This is a genomic window from Streptomyces sp. CA-249302, assembly GCF_050936785.1.
Lineage (GTDB): Bacteria > Actinomycetota > Actinomycetes > Streptomycetales > Streptomycetaceae > Streptomyces.
Genome location: NZ_JBNJMG010000001.1, coordinates 9,632,902 through 9,650,746 on the forward strand (window position 1 = coordinate 9,632,902; position 17,845 = coordinate 9,650,746).

General features: G+C 71.3%; 20 protein-coding genes. 13 read left to right on the plus strand and 7 right to left on the minus strand.

Annotated elements, in window-relative coordinates:
• Positions 1 to 15 precede the first annotated feature (15 nt).
• Together ACQEWB_RS43425 and ACQEWB_RS43430 are read right to left on the minus strand one after the other, a co-directional pair.
• Entirely contained in the window at positions 16 to 792 is a 777-nt protein-coding gene (locus ACQEWB_RS43425; protein WP_432841292.1) for an SDR family oxidoreductase, read from the minus strand.
• Between the two features lie 17 nt (positions 793 to 809).
• Positions 810 to 1,973, minus strand: a complete 1,164-nt coding sequence (locus ACQEWB_RS43430; RefSeq protein ID WP_432841296.1) for a phytanoyl-CoA dioxygenase family protein — start codon at positions 1,971 to 1,973, stop codon at positions 810 to 812.
• 128 nt (positions 1,974 to 2,101) lie between these two features.
• Between ACQEWB_RS43430 and ACQEWB_RS43435 the strand changes: the two genes are divergently transcribed.
• Both ACQEWB_RS43435 and ACQEWB_RS43440 read left to right on the plus strand, forming a co-directional pair.
• Positions 2,102 to 3,133: a LacI family DNA-binding transcriptional regulator gene (locus tag ACQEWB_RS43435; protein ID WP_432841298.1), complete on the plus strand. Its 1,032-nt coding sequence runs from the start codon at positions 2,102 to 2,104 to the stop codon at positions 3,131 to 3,133.
• An 11-nt stretch (positions 3,134 to 3,144) separates the two neighbouring features.
• Positions 3,145 to 3,744: a poly-gamma-glutamate hydrolase family protein gene (locus ACQEWB_RS43440; RefSeq protein WP_432841300.1), complete on the plus strand. Its 600-nt coding sequence runs from the start codon at positions 3,145 to 3,147 to the stop codon at positions 3,742 to 3,744.
• Here ACQEWB_RS43440 and ACQEWB_RS43445 read toward each other — a convergent pair.
• Positions 3,734 to 4,078: a cupin domain-containing protein gene (locus ACQEWB_RS43445; protein ID WP_432841302.1), complete on the minus strand. Its 345-nt coding sequence runs from the start codon at positions 4,076 to 4,078 to the stop codon at positions 3,734 to 3,736. The two genes, ACQEWB_RS43440 and ACQEWB_RS43445, sit on opposite strands and share 11 nt — an antisense overlap.
• Positions 4,079 to 4,200: 122 nt before the next feature.
• On the opposite strand from ACQEWB_RS43445, the gene ACQEWB_RS43450 reads away from it, so the two are divergent.
• The 4 genes from ACQEWB_RS43450 to ACQEWB_RS43465 are packed head-to-tail and all read left to right on the plus strand — an operon-like array spanning position 4,201 to position 7,340.
• A complete protein-coding gene (locus ACQEWB_RS43450) occupies positions 4,201 to 4,713 on the plus strand; it encodes a hypothetical protein (RefSeq protein WP_432841304.1) in 513 nt (170 codons plus the stop codon).
• Between the two features lie 41 nt (positions 4,714 to 4,754).
• Positions 4,755 to 5,348 (plus strand): hypothetical protein, encoded by a 594-nt coding sequence (locus ACQEWB_RS43455; RefSeq protein ID WP_432841306.1) that lies wholly within the window; start codon positions 4,755 to 4,757, stop codon positions 5,346 to 5,348.
• A 46-nt stretch (positions 5,349 to 5,394) separates the two neighbouring features.
• Entirely contained in the window at positions 5,395 to 6,261 is an 867-nt protein-coding gene (locus tag ACQEWB_RS43460; protein ID WP_432841308.1) for an intradiol ring-cleavage dioxygenase, read from the plus strand.
• The gene (locus ACQEWB_RS43465; RefSeq protein ID WP_432841310.1) at positions 6,258 to 7,340 is read left to right on the plus strand and encodes a maleylacetate reductase; all 1,083 of its coding nucleotides are present in this window, start codon (positions 6,258 to 6,260) and stop codon (positions 7,338 to 7,340) included. Before ACQEWB_RS43460 ends, ACQEWB_RS43465 begins: the two co-directional genes overlap by 4 nt.
• A gap of 78 nt (positions 7,341 to 7,418) precedes the next feature.
• On the opposite strand, the gene ACQEWB_RS43470 is transcribed toward ACQEWB_RS43465, so the two are convergent.
• From ACQEWB_RS43470 to ACQEWB_RS43480, 3 genes are all read right to left on the minus strand, one after another.
• Positions 7,419 to 8,894, minus strand: a complete 1,476-nt coding sequence (locus ACQEWB_RS43470) for an MFS transporter (RefSeq protein WP_432841312.1) — start codon at positions 8,892 to 8,894, stop codon at positions 7,419 to 7,421.
• Positions 8,895 to 8,988: 94 nt separating this feature from the next.
• On the minus strand, positions 8,989 to 10,164 hold the full coding sequence (locus ACQEWB_RS43475) for a sensor histidine kinase (RefSeq protein ID WP_432841314.1): 1,176 nt from the start codon (positions 10,162 to 10,164) through the stop codon (positions 8,989 to 8,991).
• A gap of 125 nt (positions 10,165 to 10,289) precedes the next feature.
• Positions 10,290 to 11,327 (minus strand): zinc-dependent alcohol dehydrogenase, encoded by a 1,038-nt coding sequence (locus ACQEWB_RS43480; protein WP_432841316.1) that lies wholly within the window; start codon positions 11,325 to 11,327, stop codon positions 10,290 to 10,292.
• A 260-nt stretch (positions 11,328 to 11,587) separates the two neighbouring features.
• On the opposite strand from ACQEWB_RS43480, the gene ACQEWB_RS43485 reads away from it, so the two are divergent.
• Entirely contained in the window at positions 11,588 to 12,091 is a 504-nt protein-coding gene (locus tag ACQEWB_RS43485; RefSeq protein WP_432841318.1) for a MarR family winged helix-turn-helix transcriptional regulator, read from the plus strand.
• Positions 12,092 to 12,125: 34 nt separating this feature from the next.
• On the opposite strand, the gene ACQEWB_RS43490 is transcribed toward ACQEWB_RS43485, so the two are convergent.
• Positions 12,126 to 12,896: a hypothetical protein gene (locus ACQEWB_RS43490; RefSeq protein ID WP_432841320.1), complete on the minus strand. Its 771-nt coding sequence runs from the start codon at positions 12,894 to 12,896 to the stop codon at positions 12,126 to 12,128.
• 121 nt (positions 12,897 to 13,017) lie between these two features.
• Between ACQEWB_RS43490 and ACQEWB_RS43495 the strand changes: the two genes are divergently transcribed.
• The 6 genes from ACQEWB_RS43495 to ACQEWB_RS43520 all read left to right on the plus strand — a co-directional run bounded on the left by ACQEWB_RS43495 (position 13,018) and on the right by ACQEWB_RS43520 (position 17,774).
• Positions 13,018 to 13,467: an Lrp/AsnC family transcriptional regulator gene (locus tag ACQEWB_RS43495; RefSeq protein ID WP_432841322.1), complete on the plus strand. Its 450-nt coding sequence runs from the start codon at positions 13,018 to 13,020 to the stop codon at positions 13,465 to 13,467.
• A gap of 89 nt (positions 13,468 to 13,556) precedes the next feature.
• Positions 13,557 to 14,207, plus strand: a complete 651-nt coding sequence (locus ACQEWB_RS43500) for a GntR family transcriptional regulator (protein WP_432841324.1) — start codon at positions 13,557 to 13,559, stop codon at positions 14,205 to 14,207.
• Positions 14,208 to 14,267: 60 nt separating this feature from the next.
• A complete protein-coding gene (locus ACQEWB_RS43505) occupies positions 14,268 to 15,017 on the plus strand; it encodes a PIG-L deacetylase family protein (protein ID WP_432841326.1) in 750 nt (249 codons plus the stop codon).
• Positions 15,014 to 15,718, plus strand: a complete 705-nt coding sequence (locus ACQEWB_RS43510; protein ID WP_432841328.1) for a 4-carboxy-4-hydroxy-2-oxoadipate aldolase/oxaloacetate decarboxylase — start codon at positions 15,014 to 15,016, stop codon at positions 15,716 to 15,718. The genes ACQEWB_RS43505 and ACQEWB_RS43510 overlap by 4 nt, the downstream gene beginning before the upstream one ends.
• Complete coding sequence (locus tag ACQEWB_RS43515; protein WP_432841330.1) at positions 15,715 to 16,827, plus strand: 4-oxalomesaconate tautomerase; 1,113 nt, start codon at positions 15,715 to 15,717, stop codon at positions 16,825 to 16,827. Before ACQEWB_RS43510 ends, ACQEWB_RS43515 begins: the two co-directional genes overlap by 4 nt.
• A complete protein-coding gene (locus ACQEWB_RS43520; protein WP_432841332.1) occupies positions 16,824 to 17,774 on the plus strand; it encodes a catechol 2,3-dioxygenase in 951 nt (316 codons plus the stop codon). Before ACQEWB_RS43515 ends, ACQEWB_RS43520 begins: the two co-directional genes overlap by 4 nt.
• The last annotated feature ends 71 nt before the right edge of the window (positions 17,775 to 17,845 follow it).

Genomic DNA, 17,845 nt, shown 5'->3' on the forward strand with positions numbered 1-17,845 from the left:
TTGCCGAGGGGGGTCTTAGTCGAGGCCGCCGAGGACGTTCTGGTCCCAGTCGATCACCGATCCGGTCACCACGCCCGATCGCTCCGACAGCAGGAAGACCACGAAGTCGGCGATCTCGTCCGGCTGGCCCAGCTTGCCCATCGGCAGCTTGGCCGCGGCCTCCTCGCGCCAGTCGTCGTCGGCGCCGTGGAAGGTCTTCTGGGTGGCGTCCTCGCCCTCGGTGGCCGTCCAGCCGATGTTGAGGCCGTTGATCCGGACCCGGTCCCAGCGGTGGGCGTGCGCGGCGTTGCGGGTCAGGCCGATCAGGCCCGCCTTCGCGGCGACGTACGGGGCGAGGAAGGGCTGCCCGCCGTGCGCCGAGGAGGTGATGATGTTGACGATGGTGCCCGGTGACTTGCGGGAGACCATGTCCGCGACGGCGGCCTGCATGGCGAAGAAGGGCGCCTTCAGGTTGATCGCGATGTGCTGGTCGAAGAGCTGGGGCGTGGTGTCGAGCAGGGTGCCCCGGGAGGTGAGTCCGGCGGAGTTGACCAGGCAGTCGATCCGCCCGTACGCGGCGACCACGTCACCCACGGCGGTCCGCGCCTGCTCGGCGTCCGAGAGGTCGGCGCGGATGAACATCGCCTTGCCGCCGGACGCCGTCAGCTCGGCCACCAGCTCCTCGCCCGGCGCCGGCCGCCGGCCGGTCACGGAGACGATCGCGCCTTCGCGGACCGCCGCCCGCGCGATGGCGGCGCCGACACCCTGACTGCCGCCGTTGACGAGAACGACCTTGTCGTCGAGAAGTCCCATGACTGCAGAACGTCCTTTCAGCTTTCCCGGCGTTCGGCGCCGGCCCGCAGCTCGGCCCGGAGGGCCTCGGGAGTCCGGTTCTCGGCGAGCGCGCGCCGGACCACGTCCGCCTGGGAGGGCGGGGCGAGTCCGTCGACCGGCGGGTCGCTGTCGAGGTTGGTGGGGAAGGGGTAGCCCTCGGCGCTCGCGGCGATCACGTGCTCCAGCCACTCTTCGCCGACGCCCTCGGAACTGCGCCTGAGGAGGGTCGGGAAGACGGCGTTCGCGACCGCCTCGCGGTCCACCGTCTCCATGGCCCGCCCGAAGGCGGAGGACACCTGGAGCAGGTTGGCCATCCGCCGGATGTCCGCGGAGCGGTTGGTGCCGGCCGCGTGGAACAGCGCCGGGTTGAAGAAGGCCGCGTCGCCCTTGGCGAGGGGGAGCTGGACGTGCTCGGCCTCGAAGTAGGCCTGGAATTCGGGCAGTCGCCAGGCGAGGTAGCCGGGCTCGTACTTCTGCGAGTGCGGGAGGTACATCGTCGGCCCGGACTCCACGGGCATGTCGCAGTGCGCGACGGCGCCCTGGAGGGTGAGCACGGGGGAGAGGACGTGGACGTGGGCCGGGTAGGCGGCGGCGACCTCGTTGGTGAGGAAGCCGAGGTGGTAGTCCCGGTGCACGGTCTGCGCCTGGCCGCCCGGGTTGACCACGTTGACCTGCGAGGTGACCTGGTAGCCGGGGCCGAGCCAGGCCTCCGAGACCAGCGCCAGGATGTCGCTCGCGTAGTAGTCGGCGAACGCCTCGGGGTCGTACAGGGCCGCCTTCTCCAGCGCGTTCCACACCCGGTCGTTGGCGCCGGGCTTGGCGAAGTGGTCCCCGGCGCCCGCGCCCGAGGCGCGCTGCTCGGCGATCAGGGCGTCGAACACGGCGCTGAGCCGGTCGACGACCGAGTGGTCGGGGAAGGCGCCCTGGAAGACGACGATGCCGGGCCCGTCGCCGAGGGCCCGCGCGAGCTCGGCCTGCACCGCCCGCCGCTCGGCCTTCAGGAGCCGCTCGCTGTCGTAGACCAGGACGTTGCGCTCCACCGCGGAGGCGTACGGGTAGTCCGCGAGGTCGGTGGTCCGCTCGACGAGTTCACGGAAGCCGTCGAGGTCGCAGTCCCGCTCGGACAGCCACGCACGGTGTCGTACGGAGGTGAAGGACATCGTCGTCCCTTCTGGGGGAGGGGCCAGCGGCACCGGTGACAGGTCGGGGCCGCGCTGTCATTCTTGTCAGTACAAACCCGTCGAACAACCAGCAGGCGGCCATCAAAAACCCCTCAAGGAGCCGGCCCATGGGGCACCCCTTCCCGATCCGGGAGATCGCACGTCAGGCGGGCCTGAGCGAGGCCACCGTCGACCGGGTGCTCAACGGCAGGGGCGGGGTCCGCGCCAGCACGGCGCGGGAGGTCCAGCAGGCCATCGCCGACCTGGACCGGCAGCGCACCCAGGTCCGGCTGGTCGGCCGCACGTTCATGATCGACATCGTGATGCAGACGCCCGAGCGGTTCTCCACCGCCGTGCGGGCGGCCCTGGAGGCGGAGCTGCCGTCCCTGCACCCGGCCGTCGTGCGTTCCCGCTTCCACTTCCGGGAGACCGGCCCGGTGCCGGAGCTGACCAGGAGCCTGGACCGGATCGCCCGGCGCGGCTCCCAGGGTGTGATCCTCAAGGCCCCGGACGTCCCCGAGGTCACCGCCGCCGTCGGCCGCCTCGCCGACGCGGGCATCCCGGTCGTCACCCTGGTCACCGACCTGCCCGCGACCCCGCGCCTCGGCTATGTCGGCATCGACAACCGGGCCGCCGGCGCGACCGCCGCGTACCTCATGGGCCAGTGGCTCGGCGACCGCCCCGGCAACGTGCTGACCAGCCTCAGCAGCGGCTTCTTCCGCAACGAGGAGGAGCGCGAGATGGGCTTCCGCAGCGCCATGCGCACCCTGCACCCGGAGCGCACGCTGGTCGAGATAGCCGAGGGCCAGGGCCTGGACGCCACCCAGTACGAACTCGTCCGCGCCGCCCTCGAACGCGACCCGGCGATCCGCGCCGTCTACTCCATCGGCGGCGGCAACATCGCCACTCTGCGCGCCTTCGAGGACCTCGGCCGGGAGTGCGCGGTGTTCGTCGCGCACGACCTCGACCACGACAACACCCGCCTGCTGCGCGAGCACCGCCTCTCCGCCGTCCTCCACCACGACCTGCGCCAGGACATGCGCGAGGCCTGCCACATCGTCATGCGCGCACACGGCGCCCTGCCGCCCGCGGGACCCACCCTGCCGTCGGCGATCCAAGTGGTGACGCCGTACAACATGCCACCGCAGGCGACGAGTTGAGGGGACGCCGAGTGACGACGAGGACCGAAGAGGTGGAGATCGAAGGGGTACGGATCCTCGCCACCCTGACCACGGGCGGCGAGGTCGGCCTGCTGGCCCTGCACGGCAGCAACGAGGGCGGTACGGCCGAACTCGCGCGCTCCGTGGCCGGGCGCTGCGGCGCCACCAGCCTGGTCTTCACCCAGCCCGGCAAGCCCGAGCCGGTGCACATCCCGTCCCCGCGGATGGCCGTCGAACACTGCGAACTGCTGCGGGACTTCCTGTCCCACGTGGCCGTCACGGTCTCCCTGCACGGCCACATGCGCCGGGCGACACCCCGGTCCATCTTCCTCGGCGGCGCCAACCGCCCCGCCGCGCACCTGCTGGCCTCCGGACTGGCCGCCCTGCACCCGGAGTTCCACGCGGTCACGGACCTGGAGGAGATCCCCGTCGCCCTGCGCGGCCTGCACTCCAGGAACCCGGTCAACCTGACCCGCGGCGGGGGAGTCCAGGTGGAACTCCCGCTCACCGCCCGCACCCGGCGGCCGGGTTGGCGACCCGGCGTCCCCGACGAGCCACCGCAGTCCGTCGTCGACGCGCTCGCCAAAGGCGTTGGGCTGCTTACAGATTGATGGCGTACGCCTTCCGCAGGGTCTCGTGCACCGTCCACGTCGTACGGTCGCCCTCACGCAGCACCGCCAGGTCCCCGGGCCCGACCGTCAGCGTCGGCCCGCCCGCCACCTCGATGGTCGCCGACCCGCTGATCACCACGAACAGCTCGTCCGCCTCGGTGTCCGTGACCACGCCCGGCGTGATCTGCCAGACGCCCCGGATCTGCTTCCCGTCCGCCGACTCCCAGACGACCTTCCCGGTCACCTCCGGCGTCCCGGAGACGATCTGCTCCGGCGCGAGGGGCTCCGGTTCGAGCTCGGCGTCCGGGACGTGCACTACGAAGCTGTGGGTCATGGGCCGACCCTACCGAGATCGACGGGCCGCCGGGCGTGGACACTGTGTGCGGTATCGGCGCAGGTGGGAGGACACTTCGTCGCGACTGGCGGCCCGGCCGGAGCCGGGTGATCGTGGAAGGCATGGCGCAGACCACCACGGCCGTCCGCGAGCCACGGCAGCACGACACCCGGGAGGCCGTGCTCTTCGGCGGGGTCTACGGCTCCGTCCTCGCCTGCTCGATGGTCGCCGCGCTCACCCAGTACGGCGAGACCTCCCGCGCCAGCCGCCGCTACGACGCGCTCTGGCTCCTGGTCACCGCGCTGGCCTCGGCCCTCGCCCACGGCTACGCCCACTACATCGCCGAGCGCGAACCGCACCGCCGCTGGGACGCCCTGCACACCCTCGCCGACGAGTGGCCCCTGGTCACGGCGGTGCTGCCGACCGTGCTGCTGCTCGCGGGGGCCGGCTGGGGCTGGTGGCCGCCCAAAGGGGTGGAGTACGTGGCGTTCGCCCTGAACATCGTTCTGCTGTTCACCCTCGGCCTGGTCACCGCCCGCTGGTCCCGCCGCACCTGGCCGGTCGCCCTGCTCATCGGCGCGGTGGACGCCCTGCTCGGGGTCGTCGTGGTCATCGCGAACGCGATCATCAAGTGATCGTGCCCGAGGCGGCCCGACGTGCCGTAGGGTCGTGCGCCGTGGGGACCGACATCGACGGCGTCATCGAATGCCGATCGGCCGACGGGCACTGGCAGTTGGAGGCCGATCTGCTGGACTTCCGGCCGCCGCGCGACTACGACGCCTGGGAGTGCCTCTTCGGCGTCCGCGGCACGGGCGACGTACAGCGGCCGCTGTGGGCCGCCCGCGGACTGCCGCCGGACGTCTCGGAGGCCTCGCGGGAGGCGGCCGTCGGCGACTGGCAGCACAGTCATACGTACGCGACCTGGCCCGAGGTGGCCGCCGTCGACTGGGACGAGCCGCTCGCCGCCGGCCCCGCCTGGAACCGGGCGCTGCGGCAAGACCGTGAAGGCCAGGATCTCGTACGGGTGACACCGGGCCTGCGCGAGGCCGCCGCCCGTACCTTCGGCGGGGACCTCCTGCTGGCCCCGCCCGAGTGGCCGCCCGGCAGCGAGGTGCACCTCGACGGCGCCGTCTACCGGCCCGTCGTACCCACCGCGCGGATGCTCGCCCCACCGGACGGGGGATGCTGGGCGCACGTGTGGCGCACCATGCGGGAGCTGGCGGCCGGGTACGGCGACGAGCACGTGCGGCTTCTCGTCTGGTTCGGTTGAGCCACGCACACCGCGGAATCCACGCACACCGCGGAAGGGAGCCGACATGACCACGGACGCCACGGACCGGACGGTCACGGACGAGGCCGTGACCAGCCTGGCCGGCACCACCGACCCACGCCTGCACGAGCTGCTCACCGGCCTGATCCGCCATCTGCACGCCTTCGCCCGCGAGACCCGGCTGACGCAGGGGGAGTGGGAGCGGGCGATCGGCTTCCTCACCGCGACCGGGCAGACCTGTACGGACACCCGGCAGGAGTTCATCCTCCTCTCCGACGTGCTCGGCCTCTCGATGCTCGTCGAGACGATCAACGGCGACCGCGCCCCCGGCGCCACCGAGTCGACGGTCCTGGGCCCCTTCCACATGACCGAGTCCCCGGCCCGCCGACTCGGCGCGGACATCGACCTGGTGGGCGGCGGCGAGCCCTGCGTGGTCAGCGGCCGGGTCCTGTCCCGGGACGGAACTCCCTTGCCGGGCGCGGCAGTCGACGTCTGGCAGGCCGACGGGAACGGCTTCTACGACGTCCAGCAGCCGGAGGTTCAGCCGCCGGGCAACGGGCGCGGGTTGTTCACGGCCGACGCCGAGGGCCGTTTCTGGTTCCGCACCTGCGTGCCGAGCCCCTACCCCATCCCCACCGACGGCCCGGTCGGCGACCTCCTCCAGGCCACCGGCCGTCACCCCTACCGCCCGGCCCACATCCACTTCATCGCCTCGGCCGAAGGACACGCGCCGGTCACCACGCACATCTTCGTCGCGGGCACCGACTACCTCGACTCGGACGCCGTGTTCGCCGTCAAGGAAAGCCTGGTCCAGGACTTCACCGAGACCGACGACCCGTCCCTGGCGCGGGAGTTCGGCATCCCGAACCCGTTCCGGCACGCCCGCTTCGACCTCGTACTGGAGCGCTCGTGAAGGACCTCCTCGACTTCACCCATGAATCCCGGCAGGTCCGGGTCGTCTTCCGCCCCGGCGCGGCCACCACCGCGACCGCCGGCGAGGCCGCCGGGCTCGGCCTGCGCCGGCTCCTTGTGGTCTGCGGCAGCCACGGGGCGGCCACCGCGCGGGCGGTCGCCGACTCGCTCGGGCCCGCCTGCGCGGGCCTGCACGACGGGGCCCGGATGCACGTCCCGGTCGAGGTCGCCGACCGGGCCGTCGAGGCGGCCCGCGCGGCCGGTGCCGACGGCTGCGTCGCGGTCGGCGGCGGCTCCTCGATCGGCCTCGGCAAGGCGATCGCCCTGCGCACCGGCCTCCCGCTGATCGCCGTGCCCTCCACCTACTCGGGCTCGGAGATGACCCCGGTCTGGGGCCTGACCGAGCACGGCGCCAAACGCACCGGCCGCGACCCCGTCGTACTCCCGCGCGCGGTCGTCTACGACCCCGAGCTCACCCTCTCCCTCCCGGTACCGCTCTCCGTGACCAGCGGTGTCAACGCGATCGCGCACGCCGTCGAGGCGCTGTACGCCCCCGACACCTCCCCCCTGATCGCCCTGATGGCGGCGGAAGGCGTACGGGCCATGGCGACCGCCCTGCCCGCGGTGGCCGACGCCCCCGACTCCCCGGCGGCCCGAGGGCAAGCCCTCTACGGCGCCTGGCTGTGCGGCTCCTGCCTCGGCGCCACCACGATGGGCCTGCACCACAAGCTCTGCCACGTCCTCGGCGGCACCTTCGGCCTCCCGCACGCCGACACCCACACCGTGGTCCTGCCCTACGCCCTTGCCTTCAACGCCCCCGCGGTCCCGGACGCCGTGGCCACGCTGGCCCGCGCCCTGGACACGACCGACGTCCCCCGAGCCCTCCGCGACCTCGCCGTCCGCCTGGGCGCCCCCCGCTCACTCGCCGAACTCGGTCTGAAGGAGACCGACTTGACCCAGGCCGCCACCGAGACCGCGGGCCAGGCCTACGCCAACCCCCGCGCCGTCACGGCGGACGGGGCGCTCGCGGTGCTGCGGGCGGCGTACGAGGGCGTGGAACCGGAGTTCCCGGCGCCCTGAACCGGTATCGCGAACGCCGGACGGCCGCCACCCCGCCGAAGCGGAACGACGGCCGTCTGTACGGCGCTTGACGGGGCGTCAGGCCTTGGCGGCGACCTCCTCGGGCTGCTTGTCCGTCTCGGCCTCCACCGCGGCCGGGGTCCGGCGGCGCGGGATGAAGGAGGCGACCAGGAAGGCCAGCAGGGCGGCTCCGGCGCCGATGGCCATCACGACCTTGAAGCCGTTCTCCGCGGGCAGCGCGTGACCGCCGAAGTCGGTGGTCATCTGGGCCAGGATCACACCGGCCAGGGCGCTGGCGAAGCTGGTGCCCAGGGAGCGCATCAGGGTGTTGAGGCTGTTCGCGGCACCCGTCTGCGAGGGGTCGACCGCACCCATGATCAGGGCCGGCAGCGCGCCGTAGGTGAAGCCGACACCGGCGCCGATGATGCAGGAGACCAGGATCAGGTGCCAGACCTCGCTCATGAGCACGATGTTCAGCGAGTAGCCGGCAGCCACGATCAACGCGCCGATCATCAGGGTGACCTTCGGGCCCTTCGCCTGGGTGACCTTCGCGGAGGCAGCGGACATGACCATCATGACCAGGCCCTGCGGGGCGAGCACCAGGCCGACCGTCAGCATGGACTTGCCGAGGCCGTAGCCGGTCTGAGTGGGCAGCTGGAGCAGCTGCGGCAGCACCAGGGACATCGCGAACATCGAGAAGCCGAGGGCGATCGAGGCGAGGTTGGTGAACAGCACCTGCGGCTTGGCGGTGGTACGGAGGTCCACCAGCGGCTGCTTGGCCCTCAGCTCCCAGAAGCCCCAGCTCAGCAGGATCACGACGGCGGCGGCGCCCAGACCCAGCGTGCTGCCGGACGTCCAGCCCCAGTCACCGCCCTTGGAGACGGCCAGCAGCAGGGAGACCAGACCGGCGGACAGACCGAGCGCGCCGACCCCGTCGAAGCGGCCACCGGTGCGGACCTTGGACTCGGGGACGATCATCAGCACCAGCGCGAAGGCGACGGCACCCAGCGTGGCCGAGACCCAGAACAGGATGTGCCAGTCCCACTTGTCGGCGATGAACGCGGCGGCCGGCAGACCCAGCGCACCACCCACACCCAGCGAGGCGCTCATCAGCGCGGTGGACCCGGCCAGCCGGTCGGCCGGCAGCGCGTCCCGCATGATGCTGATGCCCAGCGGCACCACGGCGGCGGCGAGACCCTGGAGGGTACGGCCGATGATCATCGGCACCAGGGAGTCGGAGAGGGCGCAGACCACGGAGCCGGAGACCAGCAGCACGATGCTGACCAGCAGCATCCGCCGCTTGCCGATCATGTCGCCGAGGCGTCCGACGACCGGGGTGGCCACGGCGGCCGCGAGCAGGGTGGCGGTGACGGCCCAGGCGGTGTTCGAGGCCGAGGCGTTCAGCAGGGTGGGCAGCTCCGGGACGATCGGGATGACCAGGGTCTGCATCAGGGAGACGACGATTCCGGCCAGGGCCAGCACCGCCACCACGGCGTTCGGCTTCGGCGGGGCTGATGTCCCCGCGTCGGCGGGTCGGGTCAGGGCGTCGGACATGGCTGGGCCTCCAGCAAGGGGTTCATTGCTTGACTTACGCAAGCATATACAGAATTGATTGACTTAAGCAAGTGGAACTTTGCGGGTGGGTCTCTCAGCCGAGCGGCAGCTCGGTGACGACCTCGAAGCCGCCCCGGGGGCGGGGCCCCACGCGCAGCCGCCCGCCAACCGAGCGGGCCCGTTCACGCATGCCCATCACGCCGTACCCACCGCCCGGGGGAGCGGGCACGACCGGCGCGCCCGTCCCCTCGTTGGCGACGGTGACCGCGAGGGTCCCGGCGGAGTAGACGAGCCGCACCTCGGCCTCGCGGGTTGCGGCATGCTTGGTGACGTTGGTCAGTGCTTCCTGGACGATCCGGTACGCCGTGAGATCCGCACCGGCGGAGAGCGGACCGGGCTCACCCTCGGTGCTGACCCTGACCGCGAGCCCGGCGTGCTCGAAGGAGGCGGCCAGCGCGGGCAGTTGGGCCAAGCCCGGCGTGGGTTGCAGCGGTTCCTCGGCGTCGCCGTTGTGCCGCAGGAGCCCGACGGTGGCCTTGAGCTCCCGGACGGCGGAGGCGGTGGTACCGCTCAACTCCGAGGCGAGCCGCGCCGCTTCCTCGGGGCGCCCCGGCAACTGCCGTACCACCGCACCGGCTTGGAGATTGGCCAGGATGAGGTGATGGGCCACGACGTCGTGCAGGTCCCGGGCGATCCGCATCCGCTCCTCCGTGACCCGCCGCCGGGCCTCCTCCTCCCGGGTGCGCTCGGCATGCTCGGCCCGCGCCTGTACGGCGTCCAGGTAGGCGGCGCGCAGCCGGCTCACCGTGCCGAGCGAGGTCGGCAGCAGCAGCCAGGCGGCGGGCCCGAGCAGCTTGAGCACCAGGGGCTCGCCCGAGGAGCCGGCGAGCAGTCCCGAGCCGACGAGTACGGCGATGCCGGTGACGGTGAAGGTGTTGGCGGTCCTGCGGTCGGTCCCGACGGCCAGCGAGTACAGCGCGACCATGAGTGGCGCGAGCAACAGCACGGTGAGGAGATAACCGAGCACGGACGCGACGGTGGCGCAGAAGAGGGTGACGACGACGGTGGCCCGCGGCCGACCGTGCCGCCACAGCAGCGCGACACAGGACACCCCGGCCAACAGCACACCCGGCCACCAGGAAACCCCGAGGTTCCGCCCGGGAACGGTGATCAGACTGCCGGGAAACGAGCAGGCGAAGAGCGTGCCCGCGACGACGGCGTCAACGGGTCGGGGCCGGGTACGGGACGGACGTATCAGATGGTCGATCATGGAAGTGGGGTTCCTGTCAGAAACGCCGTGGGGAAAGCGCCCCGTAAGGGGCGCGGGGAACTGCGCGACCAGCCACGACGAACCCGCAGCCACCCGACAACCCGCCACGCCCCGGATCAGAAGGCCTACGAATCGAAGGTGACGACGACCTTCTCCGCAGCGCCCGGCGTCATGGCGAGCTCGAACGCCCGCTCGGCCTCCGTGAACGGCACCCGGTGGCTGATCAGCTTCGCGAACCGCTCGTGGTGCTCCACGATCTCCGGCGTGACCTCGAAGATCTCCGTCGGGTACCCCTGCGAGGCGACCAGCGTCAGCTCACTGCGCAGCATCCCGCCGAGGTCGATGTCGGCGCCCTTCTTCTGCACGGCGACCATCACCAGCTTGGCGCCCCACTTGGCCGCGTCCACGGTCGCGTTGAACACGGCGGCGACACCCGCCGCGTCGATGTAGATGTCGGTCCCGGCCCGCGGCTGCCCCAGCGCGTTGGTCGCCTCGCCGTGCAGCTCGGTCAGCCGGGCGGTGACGTCCTCGGTGGCGGAGTTGATGACGGCGTCCGCCCCCACCGCCAGCGCGGTCTCGAGGCGCTCGGGAATGACGTCGGCGACGACCACGTGCTCGACACCCCGCAGCTTCAGCCAGATGGTGGCGCCGAGGCCGATGGGCCCGGCGCCGAAGACCACCACCTTGTCGGCCGGCTTGGCCTCGGACCGGTTGACGCAGTGGCGGGCGACCGCCATCGGCTCGTTCAGCGAGGCCACGTCGAAGGGCACGGTGTCCGGGAAGACCGCGACGGTCTTGCCGATCTCCGCGTCCTCGAGCAGCAGGTACTCGCTCATCGCGCCGTGCTCGCCGCCGCACCCGATGATCCCCGAGGGCACGCCCTGCGGGTTGACCACCACGCGGTCCCCGACCTTCAGCTCGGTGACCTCGGCCCCCACCTCCACGATCTCGCCGGCCGGCTCGTGGCCCAGCGGAATGGGCCGCATCGATCCGTCGGCGCCGGCCGGCATCCCGCCGATGTGCAGGAAGAACGTGTCGGTACCGCAGATGCCGCACGCGCGGATCTTCATCAGCACGTCCTTCGGCCCCGGCACGGGACGCTCGATGTCGACGACGTCGATCTTGTTCTCGGCGCCGGTCGTGACGGACTTCATCGTGGCCATGGAAGGACTCGCTTTCTGGAGGTGCGGGAGTGGGGGTGCCACCGGGCCCGGCGTCGGAAGGGGGGAGTGCTCCGACGGGCCGGGCCCGGTGACTGCGCCGTTCCCGTCCCCACGGAACCGGCGCGCAGGGGCCGCCTCCGCTCAGTTGCGGCCCGGTCTGCATGGGCTTGCTTGACTTAGGCAAGCACAGTCGCATTACTTAAGTCAAGCAACCATCTGCATATTGCTTAAGTTAGGCAAGTAGATTTACGCTGGTGTGCATGCCCGCACAACGATCCGCCTCGGCTTCCGTTCCGGCGAACGTGACCGACATCGAGCAGGCGCTCACGCGTGTCACCTACCTGGCCGGACGGGCCCGGCAGCATGAGCGTCTGATGGCCATGGCCGAGCTGCCGCTCGACCGGGCCGCCGTCGCCATCCTGCGGCACATCGCCGAGAGCGAGCCGATGCGCCCCGGCGTGCTGGCGGTCCGCCTCTCGGTGGAGGCCTCCCATGTCACCCGTCAGCTGCGGCAGTTGGAGCAGGGCGGCTACGTCGTCCGGATCGCCGACCCGGACGACCGGAGAGCCCAGCGCGTCCAGCTCACGGACCTCGGCATCGCGGCGGTCGAACGGATCCGCGAGGTCAGCCGCAAGGGTCTGGAGATGGCCCTGGCCGAGTGGTCGGAGGGCGACCTGGAACAGCTCGCCGCGCTTTTCCACCGACTGGTCGACGACTTCGTGGCCCATGCGGAGGATTCGCTGCCCGTGACGCCGGCCGGCTGACGCCCACGGTCCCGGCCGCCCGGGCTTCCGTCCGTCAGGTCGTGGCCGGGCGGGCCAGGGGGAGTCGTACCAGCGACTGGGCCGCTGTCAGTGCGGCCAGGCCGAGCGGGAAGGCGAGGGCCGGGCCGAGCGGCACCAGCGTGGCGCCGAGCACCAGCAGGAAGCAGAGTGTCCCGGTCGTGGCGCTCAGCGCCCCTCGCATCAGGTCGGTCGCGACGGGCGCTCCGGCCGTGCGGTGCAGCGCCGTGCCCATGATGGCCAGCAGGATCGGCAGTGCGGACAGCATGCCGCCGACGAAGGAACCGAGTGTGCGGGCGGCGGCCGCGGCGGTGAGGACCATCGTGGTCGCCATCGCCATCCGCAGCGGTATCTCCCAGGCCCGGGACCGGCTCGGCGGCCGGTGGCCCCGGTCGCCGGGAGGGCATGTCGCCAGACCGGCGAGGATCACCGCCGCGGTCAGGCCGGCGGTCGCCAGGGTGTTGCCGAGCAGGGTGCCGGCCAGGCCGGCGGTGGCCGCGCCCGCCAGGGCCGACGGCAGTGTCCAGGCCGGCCGCAGGGCCCGGGCGAAGTGCGCGTAGGCGAAGCCGAAGCAGGCCACTACCAGGGTTCCCGTCACACAGCCGTGCGCGGCGCGCGCCGCGGTTCGGGGTCCGTAGGTGGAGCACATCAGCAGCAGGAACGGCCCCGTGCTCGTCGGCGCTCCGATCAGCAGGCCGCCCCGATGCGGTCCGAGCCGACGGGCGGCGACGGAGACGGCCAACACCAGACATGGGGTCAGAGCGACCCGGAGCAGCAGGTTTTCCATGTCTGCGATGCTGGCAGCGATATCGCCGATTTTGGCTCGGAGTTATCGGCGATTGCGGCTCAAGGGCCGCGTAAATCTCGATGAAGGCAGAGATTCGCCGATGATCTGTAGCCTGGGGGGCATGGACCGTATCGATCGCGAGCTCCTCGCCCTGCTCCTTCAGGACGGCCGGGCGACCTACCAGGAACTGGGTCGTCAGGTGCGACTGTCGGCCAACACGGTGGCCGACCGGGTGCGTCGACTCCGGGCGGTCGGAGTCATCCGCGGTTACCGTGCCGACCTGAACCTGGAGGCGTTCGGGCGCGGTATGCAGATGATCAGCGACATCCGCCTGGGCGAGCGGATGGACCGCAAGGCCTTCGAGGCGCAGTTGAACGACGTGCCGCAGGTGATCGGCGCCATGAGACTCACCGGCGACTACGACTTCCAGCTGAGGATGAGCTGCGTCGACGCGCGCGAGTTCGAGGCGGTGATCGACCGGCTGAAGGCCGAACTCGGGGTGCGGGAGCTGCGCAGTCGACTGGTGCTGCACGAGGTGCCACTGGGCGTCGACCGCATCCTCGACACCTGACCTGCCCGGGCAACACGGCGGACAAAATTGTTGACAATCTTGTTTGGCTAGATTTAGGTTCGACAGGCACTCACTCAGGGAGGGCAGCGATGCCGAAAGAAGCCCGTCCGAGCACCGGGGAGCAGGCCAAACAGCATGCGCTCGCGCAGCTGCGGCAGGCGATCCTGCACGGCGAGATGGCACCGGCGCAGCGGCTGGTGGAGAACGAGCTCGCCGAGCAGTTCGGTGTGACACGGGCCAGCATCCGTGCGGCACTCATCGATCTGGAGGCCCAGGGCCTCGTCGAGCGGATCCGCAACCGCGGCTCGCGGGTGCGGGTGGTGACCGTCGAGGAGGCGGTCGCCATCACCGAGTGCCGGATGGTCCTCGAAGGACTGTGCGCGGCCAAGGCGGCGACGCTGGCCAGCGACGAGCAGCTCGCCGAGCTGACCGAGCTGGGCACGGCGATGACCAAGGCCGTGGCCGACGGTGAGCCGGTGACCTACTCCGAGCTCAACCAGGAGCTGCACGCCAAGGTGCGTGAGTACTCCGGCCAGCGCACCGCAGTGGACCTGCTGGAGCGGCTCAACGCCCAACTGGTGCGCCACCGCTTCCAGTTGGCGCTGCGACCGGGACGGCCGCAGCACTCCCTGAACGAGCATCTGGCGATGATCGAGACGATCAGGTCCAGGGACCCGCAGGCGGCCGAGGCGGCCGTCCGTGCCCACCTCACCAGCGTGATCGAGGCGCTGCGCGACTGACGCGACGCGTACCGGACGCGGGGGAGGCGGGTGCCCACCTGTCATCAAGGAGAATTCAGCATGACCGAGGCCAACGCGCCCGCCACCCCACGCTCCACCCTCGTGGTCACCGCCCATGCCGGGGACTTCGTGTGGCGGGCGGGCGGCGCCATCGCCCTGGCCGCCTCCCGCGGCGAGAAGGTCACCATCGCGTGTCTGACCTTCGGCGAGCGCGGCGAGTCCGCCAAGGCGTGGCGCGAGGGCAAGAAACTGGAGGAGATCAAGGCGATACGCAGGGAGGAGGCGGAGAAGGCCGCCGACACCCTCGGCGCCGAGGTCCGCTTCTTCGACGCCGGTGACTACCCGCTGATCGCCACCGCCGAGCTGACCGACCAGCTCGTCGCCGTCTACCGCGACACCCAGCCGGACGTCGTGCTCACCCACCCCGTCGAGGACCCGTACAACGGCGACCACCCGGCCGCCAACCGGATGGCCCTGGAGGCCCGTATCCTCGCGCAGGCCATCGGCTACCCGGGCGAGGGCGACATCATCGGCGCCCCGCCGGTCTTCTACTTCGAACCGCACCAGCCCGAGATGAGCGGCTTCAGGCCCGAGGTGCTGCTCGACATCACCGAGGTCTGGGACACCAAGCGCAAGGCCATGGAGTGCCTCGGCGCCCAGCAGCACCTGTGGGCCTACTACACCGACCTCGCCGTCCGCCGTGGCGTCCAGCTCAAGCGGAACGCCGGCCCGAACCTGGGCCTCGCGCACAACACCATGGCCGAGGCGTTCATGCGGCCGTTCCCGCAGATCGCGAAGGAGCTGGCATGAGCGGCGTGATCGTCACCAACCCGCCGAAGACGGAGCCGAAGGACGTCGAGGCGCTCGCCGGCTTCGGGGTGGCGACGGTGAGCGAGGCGATGGGCCGCACCGGCCTGCTCGGCCCCGAGATCCGTCCCGTCCAGCAGGGTGTACGGGTCGCGGGCACCGCCGTCACCGTGATCGGCTGGCCCGGCGACAACCTCATGATCCACGCGGCCGTCGAGCAGTGCGGCGAGGGCGACATCCTGGTCGTCACCACCACCTCGCCCTGTACCGACGGCCTGTTCGGCGAGCTGTTCGCCACCGCCCTCCAGACGCGCGGCGTTCGTGGCGTCGTGCTGAACACGGGCATCCGCGACACCCAGGAGCTGCGCGACATGGGCTTCGCCGCCTGGTCCCGGGCCGTCTCCTCGCAGGGCACGGTCAAGGCCACCGGCGGTTCGGTCAACGTGCCGATCGCCATCGACGGCCAGGTGATCCGCCCGGGTGACGTGATCCTCGCCGACGACGACGGTGTCGTGGTCGTACCGCGTGAGCGCGCCCGTGAGACGGCGGAGAGGTCGGAGGCCCGCGAGGCCAAGGAGGCCGCCACTCGCGCCGCCTTCATCAACGGCCAACTCGGCCTGGACCGCTACGGGTTGCGGGAGACCCTGGTGCGACTCGGCGTCGAGTACCGGACCTACGAGGAGTACACGGAGGAGTCGCCGTGACCGGCGGGCCCGAGGAGGTGCGCTGCCTGCTGATGCGGGGCGGCACCTCCAAGGGCGCCTACTTCCTCGCCGCCGACCTGCCCGCCGAACCGGCCCTGCGTGACGACCTGTTGCTCAGGATCATGGGCAGCCCGGACGAACGGCAGATCGACGGCCTGGGCGGCGCGCACCCGCTCACCAGCAAGGTGGCCGTGGTGTCGCCATCGGACGACCCGGACGCCGACGTCGACTACCTCTTCCTCCAAGTGGCCGTCGACCGGGCCGAGGTGAGCGACCGTCAGAACTGCGGGAACATCCTCGCCGGCATCGGCCCGTTCGCCGTCGAACGCGGGCTGGTCCCGGCGGGGGAGGAGGAGACCTCCGTCCGCATCCGCATGGTCAACACCGGCGACCACGCGACGGCGACCTTCCCGACCCCGGGCGGCCGCGTCGACTACGCGGGAGACGCCGAGATCTCGGGCGTGCCCGGTACGGCAGCGCCCGTCGTCATCGAATTCCCGGCCGGAGCGGGGCAGTTGCTGCCCACCGGCAACGTCCGCGACGAGATCGCCGGCGTCTGGGTGACCTGCGTGGACAACGGCATGCCGACCGTCCTCGTCGAGGCCACGTCCGTCAAGGTCACCGGCTACGAGACGCCCAAGGACCTGGAGGAGGACCTCGCGCTCGCCGACCGGCTGCACGAGATCCGCCTGGAGGCCGGCCGGCTGATGGGCCTCGGCGATGTCTCCGACACCACCGTGCCCAAGCTGACGCTGCTCGCCGCGCCCCGGGACGGGGGAGCGGTCACCACCCGCACCTTCATCCCGGTCCGCTGCCACACCTCGATCGGCGTGCTCGGCGCGGCCAGCGTGGCCGCCGGGCTGCGGATCGAGGGCAGCGTGGGTGCTGAGCTCTCGGAGATCAATCCCGATAGTGACCGAATTCGCATAGAACATCCCACGGGATTCCTGGACATCGAAAGTAGCCTCGGAGCCACCCCCGACGGCCGCCCCGCCGCCCGCCGCACCGCCGTGGTCCGCACGGCCCGCAAGATCTTCGACGGCACCGTCTTCCCGCGGTCCGCCGAGACGGCACCGATCCCCCCGCAACCCCAAGGAGGTCACCGATGACTCCGCCGCTCGGCGACATCGCGCACATCGGCCACGCCCAGCTCTACACCCCGGACCTGGACGCCAGCGTCGCCTTCTTCACCGACTACCTCGGCCTCACGGTCAACGGCCAGGACGGCGACACGGTCTACCTGCGGACCTTTGACGACTACGAGCACCACAGCCTGGTCCTCACCGCCCGCGAACAGCCCGGCCTCGGCCGGCTCGCCCTGCGCACCTCCAGTGAGGACGCGCTCCATCGCCGTATCAAGGCGGTCGAGGACGCGGGCGGCAGCGGTAAGTGGGTCGAGGACGAACCCGGCCTCGGCAGGCTGTACCTGACCACCGACCCGGACGGGCACGAGCACGCCCTGTACTGGGAGAGCGAGCACTACCAGGCCCCCGAGGGACTCAGGCCCGCGCTCAAGAACCAGCCGCAGGCCAAGCCCAACAAGGGAGTCGGCGTACGACGGCTCGACCACATCAACTTCCTCGCCGCCGACGTACTGGCCAACGCCGAGTTCCAGCAACAGGTCCTCGGCGCCCGGCCCACCGAGCAGATCCAGCTCGACTCCGGGCGGATCGCCGCGCGTTGGCTGACGTACACCAACAAGTCGTACGACGTCGTCTACACCGAGGACTGGACCGGTTCCGAAGGGCGGCTGCATCACATCGCCTTCGCGACCGACACCCGCGAGGACATCCTGCGCGCCGCCGATCTCGCCATCGACACCGGCGTGTTCATCGAGACGGGGCCGCACAAGCACGCCATCCAGCAGACGTTCTTCCTGTACGTCTACGAGCCGGGCGGCAACCGCATCGAGCTGTGCAACCCGCTCACCCGCCTCGTCCTGGCGCCCGACTGGCCGCTGATCACCTGGACCGAGGAGGAGCGCAAGAAGGGGCAGGCCTGGGGCCTGAAGACCATCGAGTCGTTCCACACGCACGGGACGCCGCCGGTCGGCTGAACCGGCCTCGGGGCCACTCGCCAGGATTGTCGATGAGATTGTTGACAAAAATGTTGACTCTCGGCGGGTGG

Coding starts and splice junctions, on each gene's coding strand:
- ACQEWB_RS43425 (WP_432841292.1), bottom strand. CDS start 792: ATGGGACTTCTCGACGACAAGGTCGTTCTCGTCAACGGCGGCAGTCAG.
- ACQEWB_RS43430 (WP_432841296.1), bottom strand. CDS start 1,973: ATGTCCTTCACCTCCGTACGACACCGTGCGTGGCTGTCCGAGCGGGAC.
- ACQEWB_RS43435 (WP_432841298.1), top strand. CDS start 2,102: ATGGGGCACCCCTTCCCGATCCGGGAGATCGCACGTCAGGCGGGCCTG.
- ACQEWB_RS43445 (WP_432841302.1), bottom strand. CDS start 4,078: ATGACCCACAGCTTCGTAGTGCACGTCCCGGACGCCGAGCTCGAACCG.
- ACQEWB_RS43450 (WP_432841304.1), top strand. CDS start 4,201: ATGGCGCAGACCACCACGGCCGTCCGCGAGCCACGGCAGCACGACACC.
- ACQEWB_RS43460 (WP_432841308.1), top strand. CDS start 5,395: ATGACCACGGACGCCACGGACCGGACGGTCACGGACGAGGCCGTGACC.
- ACQEWB_RS43470 (WP_432841312.1), bottom strand. CDS start 8,894: ATGTCCGACGCCCTGACCCGACCCGCCGACGCGGGGACATCAGCCCCG.
- ACQEWB_RS43475 (WP_432841314.1), bottom strand. CDS start 10,164: ATGATCGACCATCTGATACGTCCGTCCCGTACCCGGCCCCGACCCGTT.
- ACQEWB_RS43480 (WP_432841316.1), bottom strand. CDS start 11,327: ATGGCCACGATGAAGTCCGTCACGACCGGCGCCGAGAACAAGATCGAC.
- ACQEWB_RS43485 (WP_432841318.1), top strand. CDS start 11,588: ATGCCCGCACAACGATCCGCCTCGGCTTCCGTTCCGGCGAACGTGACC.
- ACQEWB_RS43490 (WP_432841320.1), bottom strand. CDS start 12,896: ATGGAAAACCTGCTGCTCCGGGTCGCTCTGACCCCATGTCTGGTGTTG.
- ACQEWB_RS43495 (WP_432841322.1), top strand. CDS start 13,018: ATGGACCGTATCGATCGCGAGCTCCTCGCCCTGCTCCTTCAGGACGGC.
- ACQEWB_RS43500 (WP_432841324.1), top strand. CDS start 13,557: ATGCCGAAAGAAGCCCGTCCGAGCACCGGGGAGCAGGCCAAACAGCAT.
- ACQEWB_RS43505 (WP_432841326.1), top strand. CDS start 14,268: ATGACCGAGGCCAACGCGCCCGCCACCCCACGCTCCACCCTCGTGGTC.
- ACQEWB_RS43510 (WP_432841328.1), top strand. CDS start 15,014: ATGAGCGGCGTGATCGTCACCAACCCGCCGAAGACGGAGCCGAAGGAC.
- ACQEWB_RS43520 (WP_432841332.1), top strand. CDS start 16,824: ATGACTCCGCCGCTCGGCGACATCGCGCACATCGGCCACGCCCAGCTC.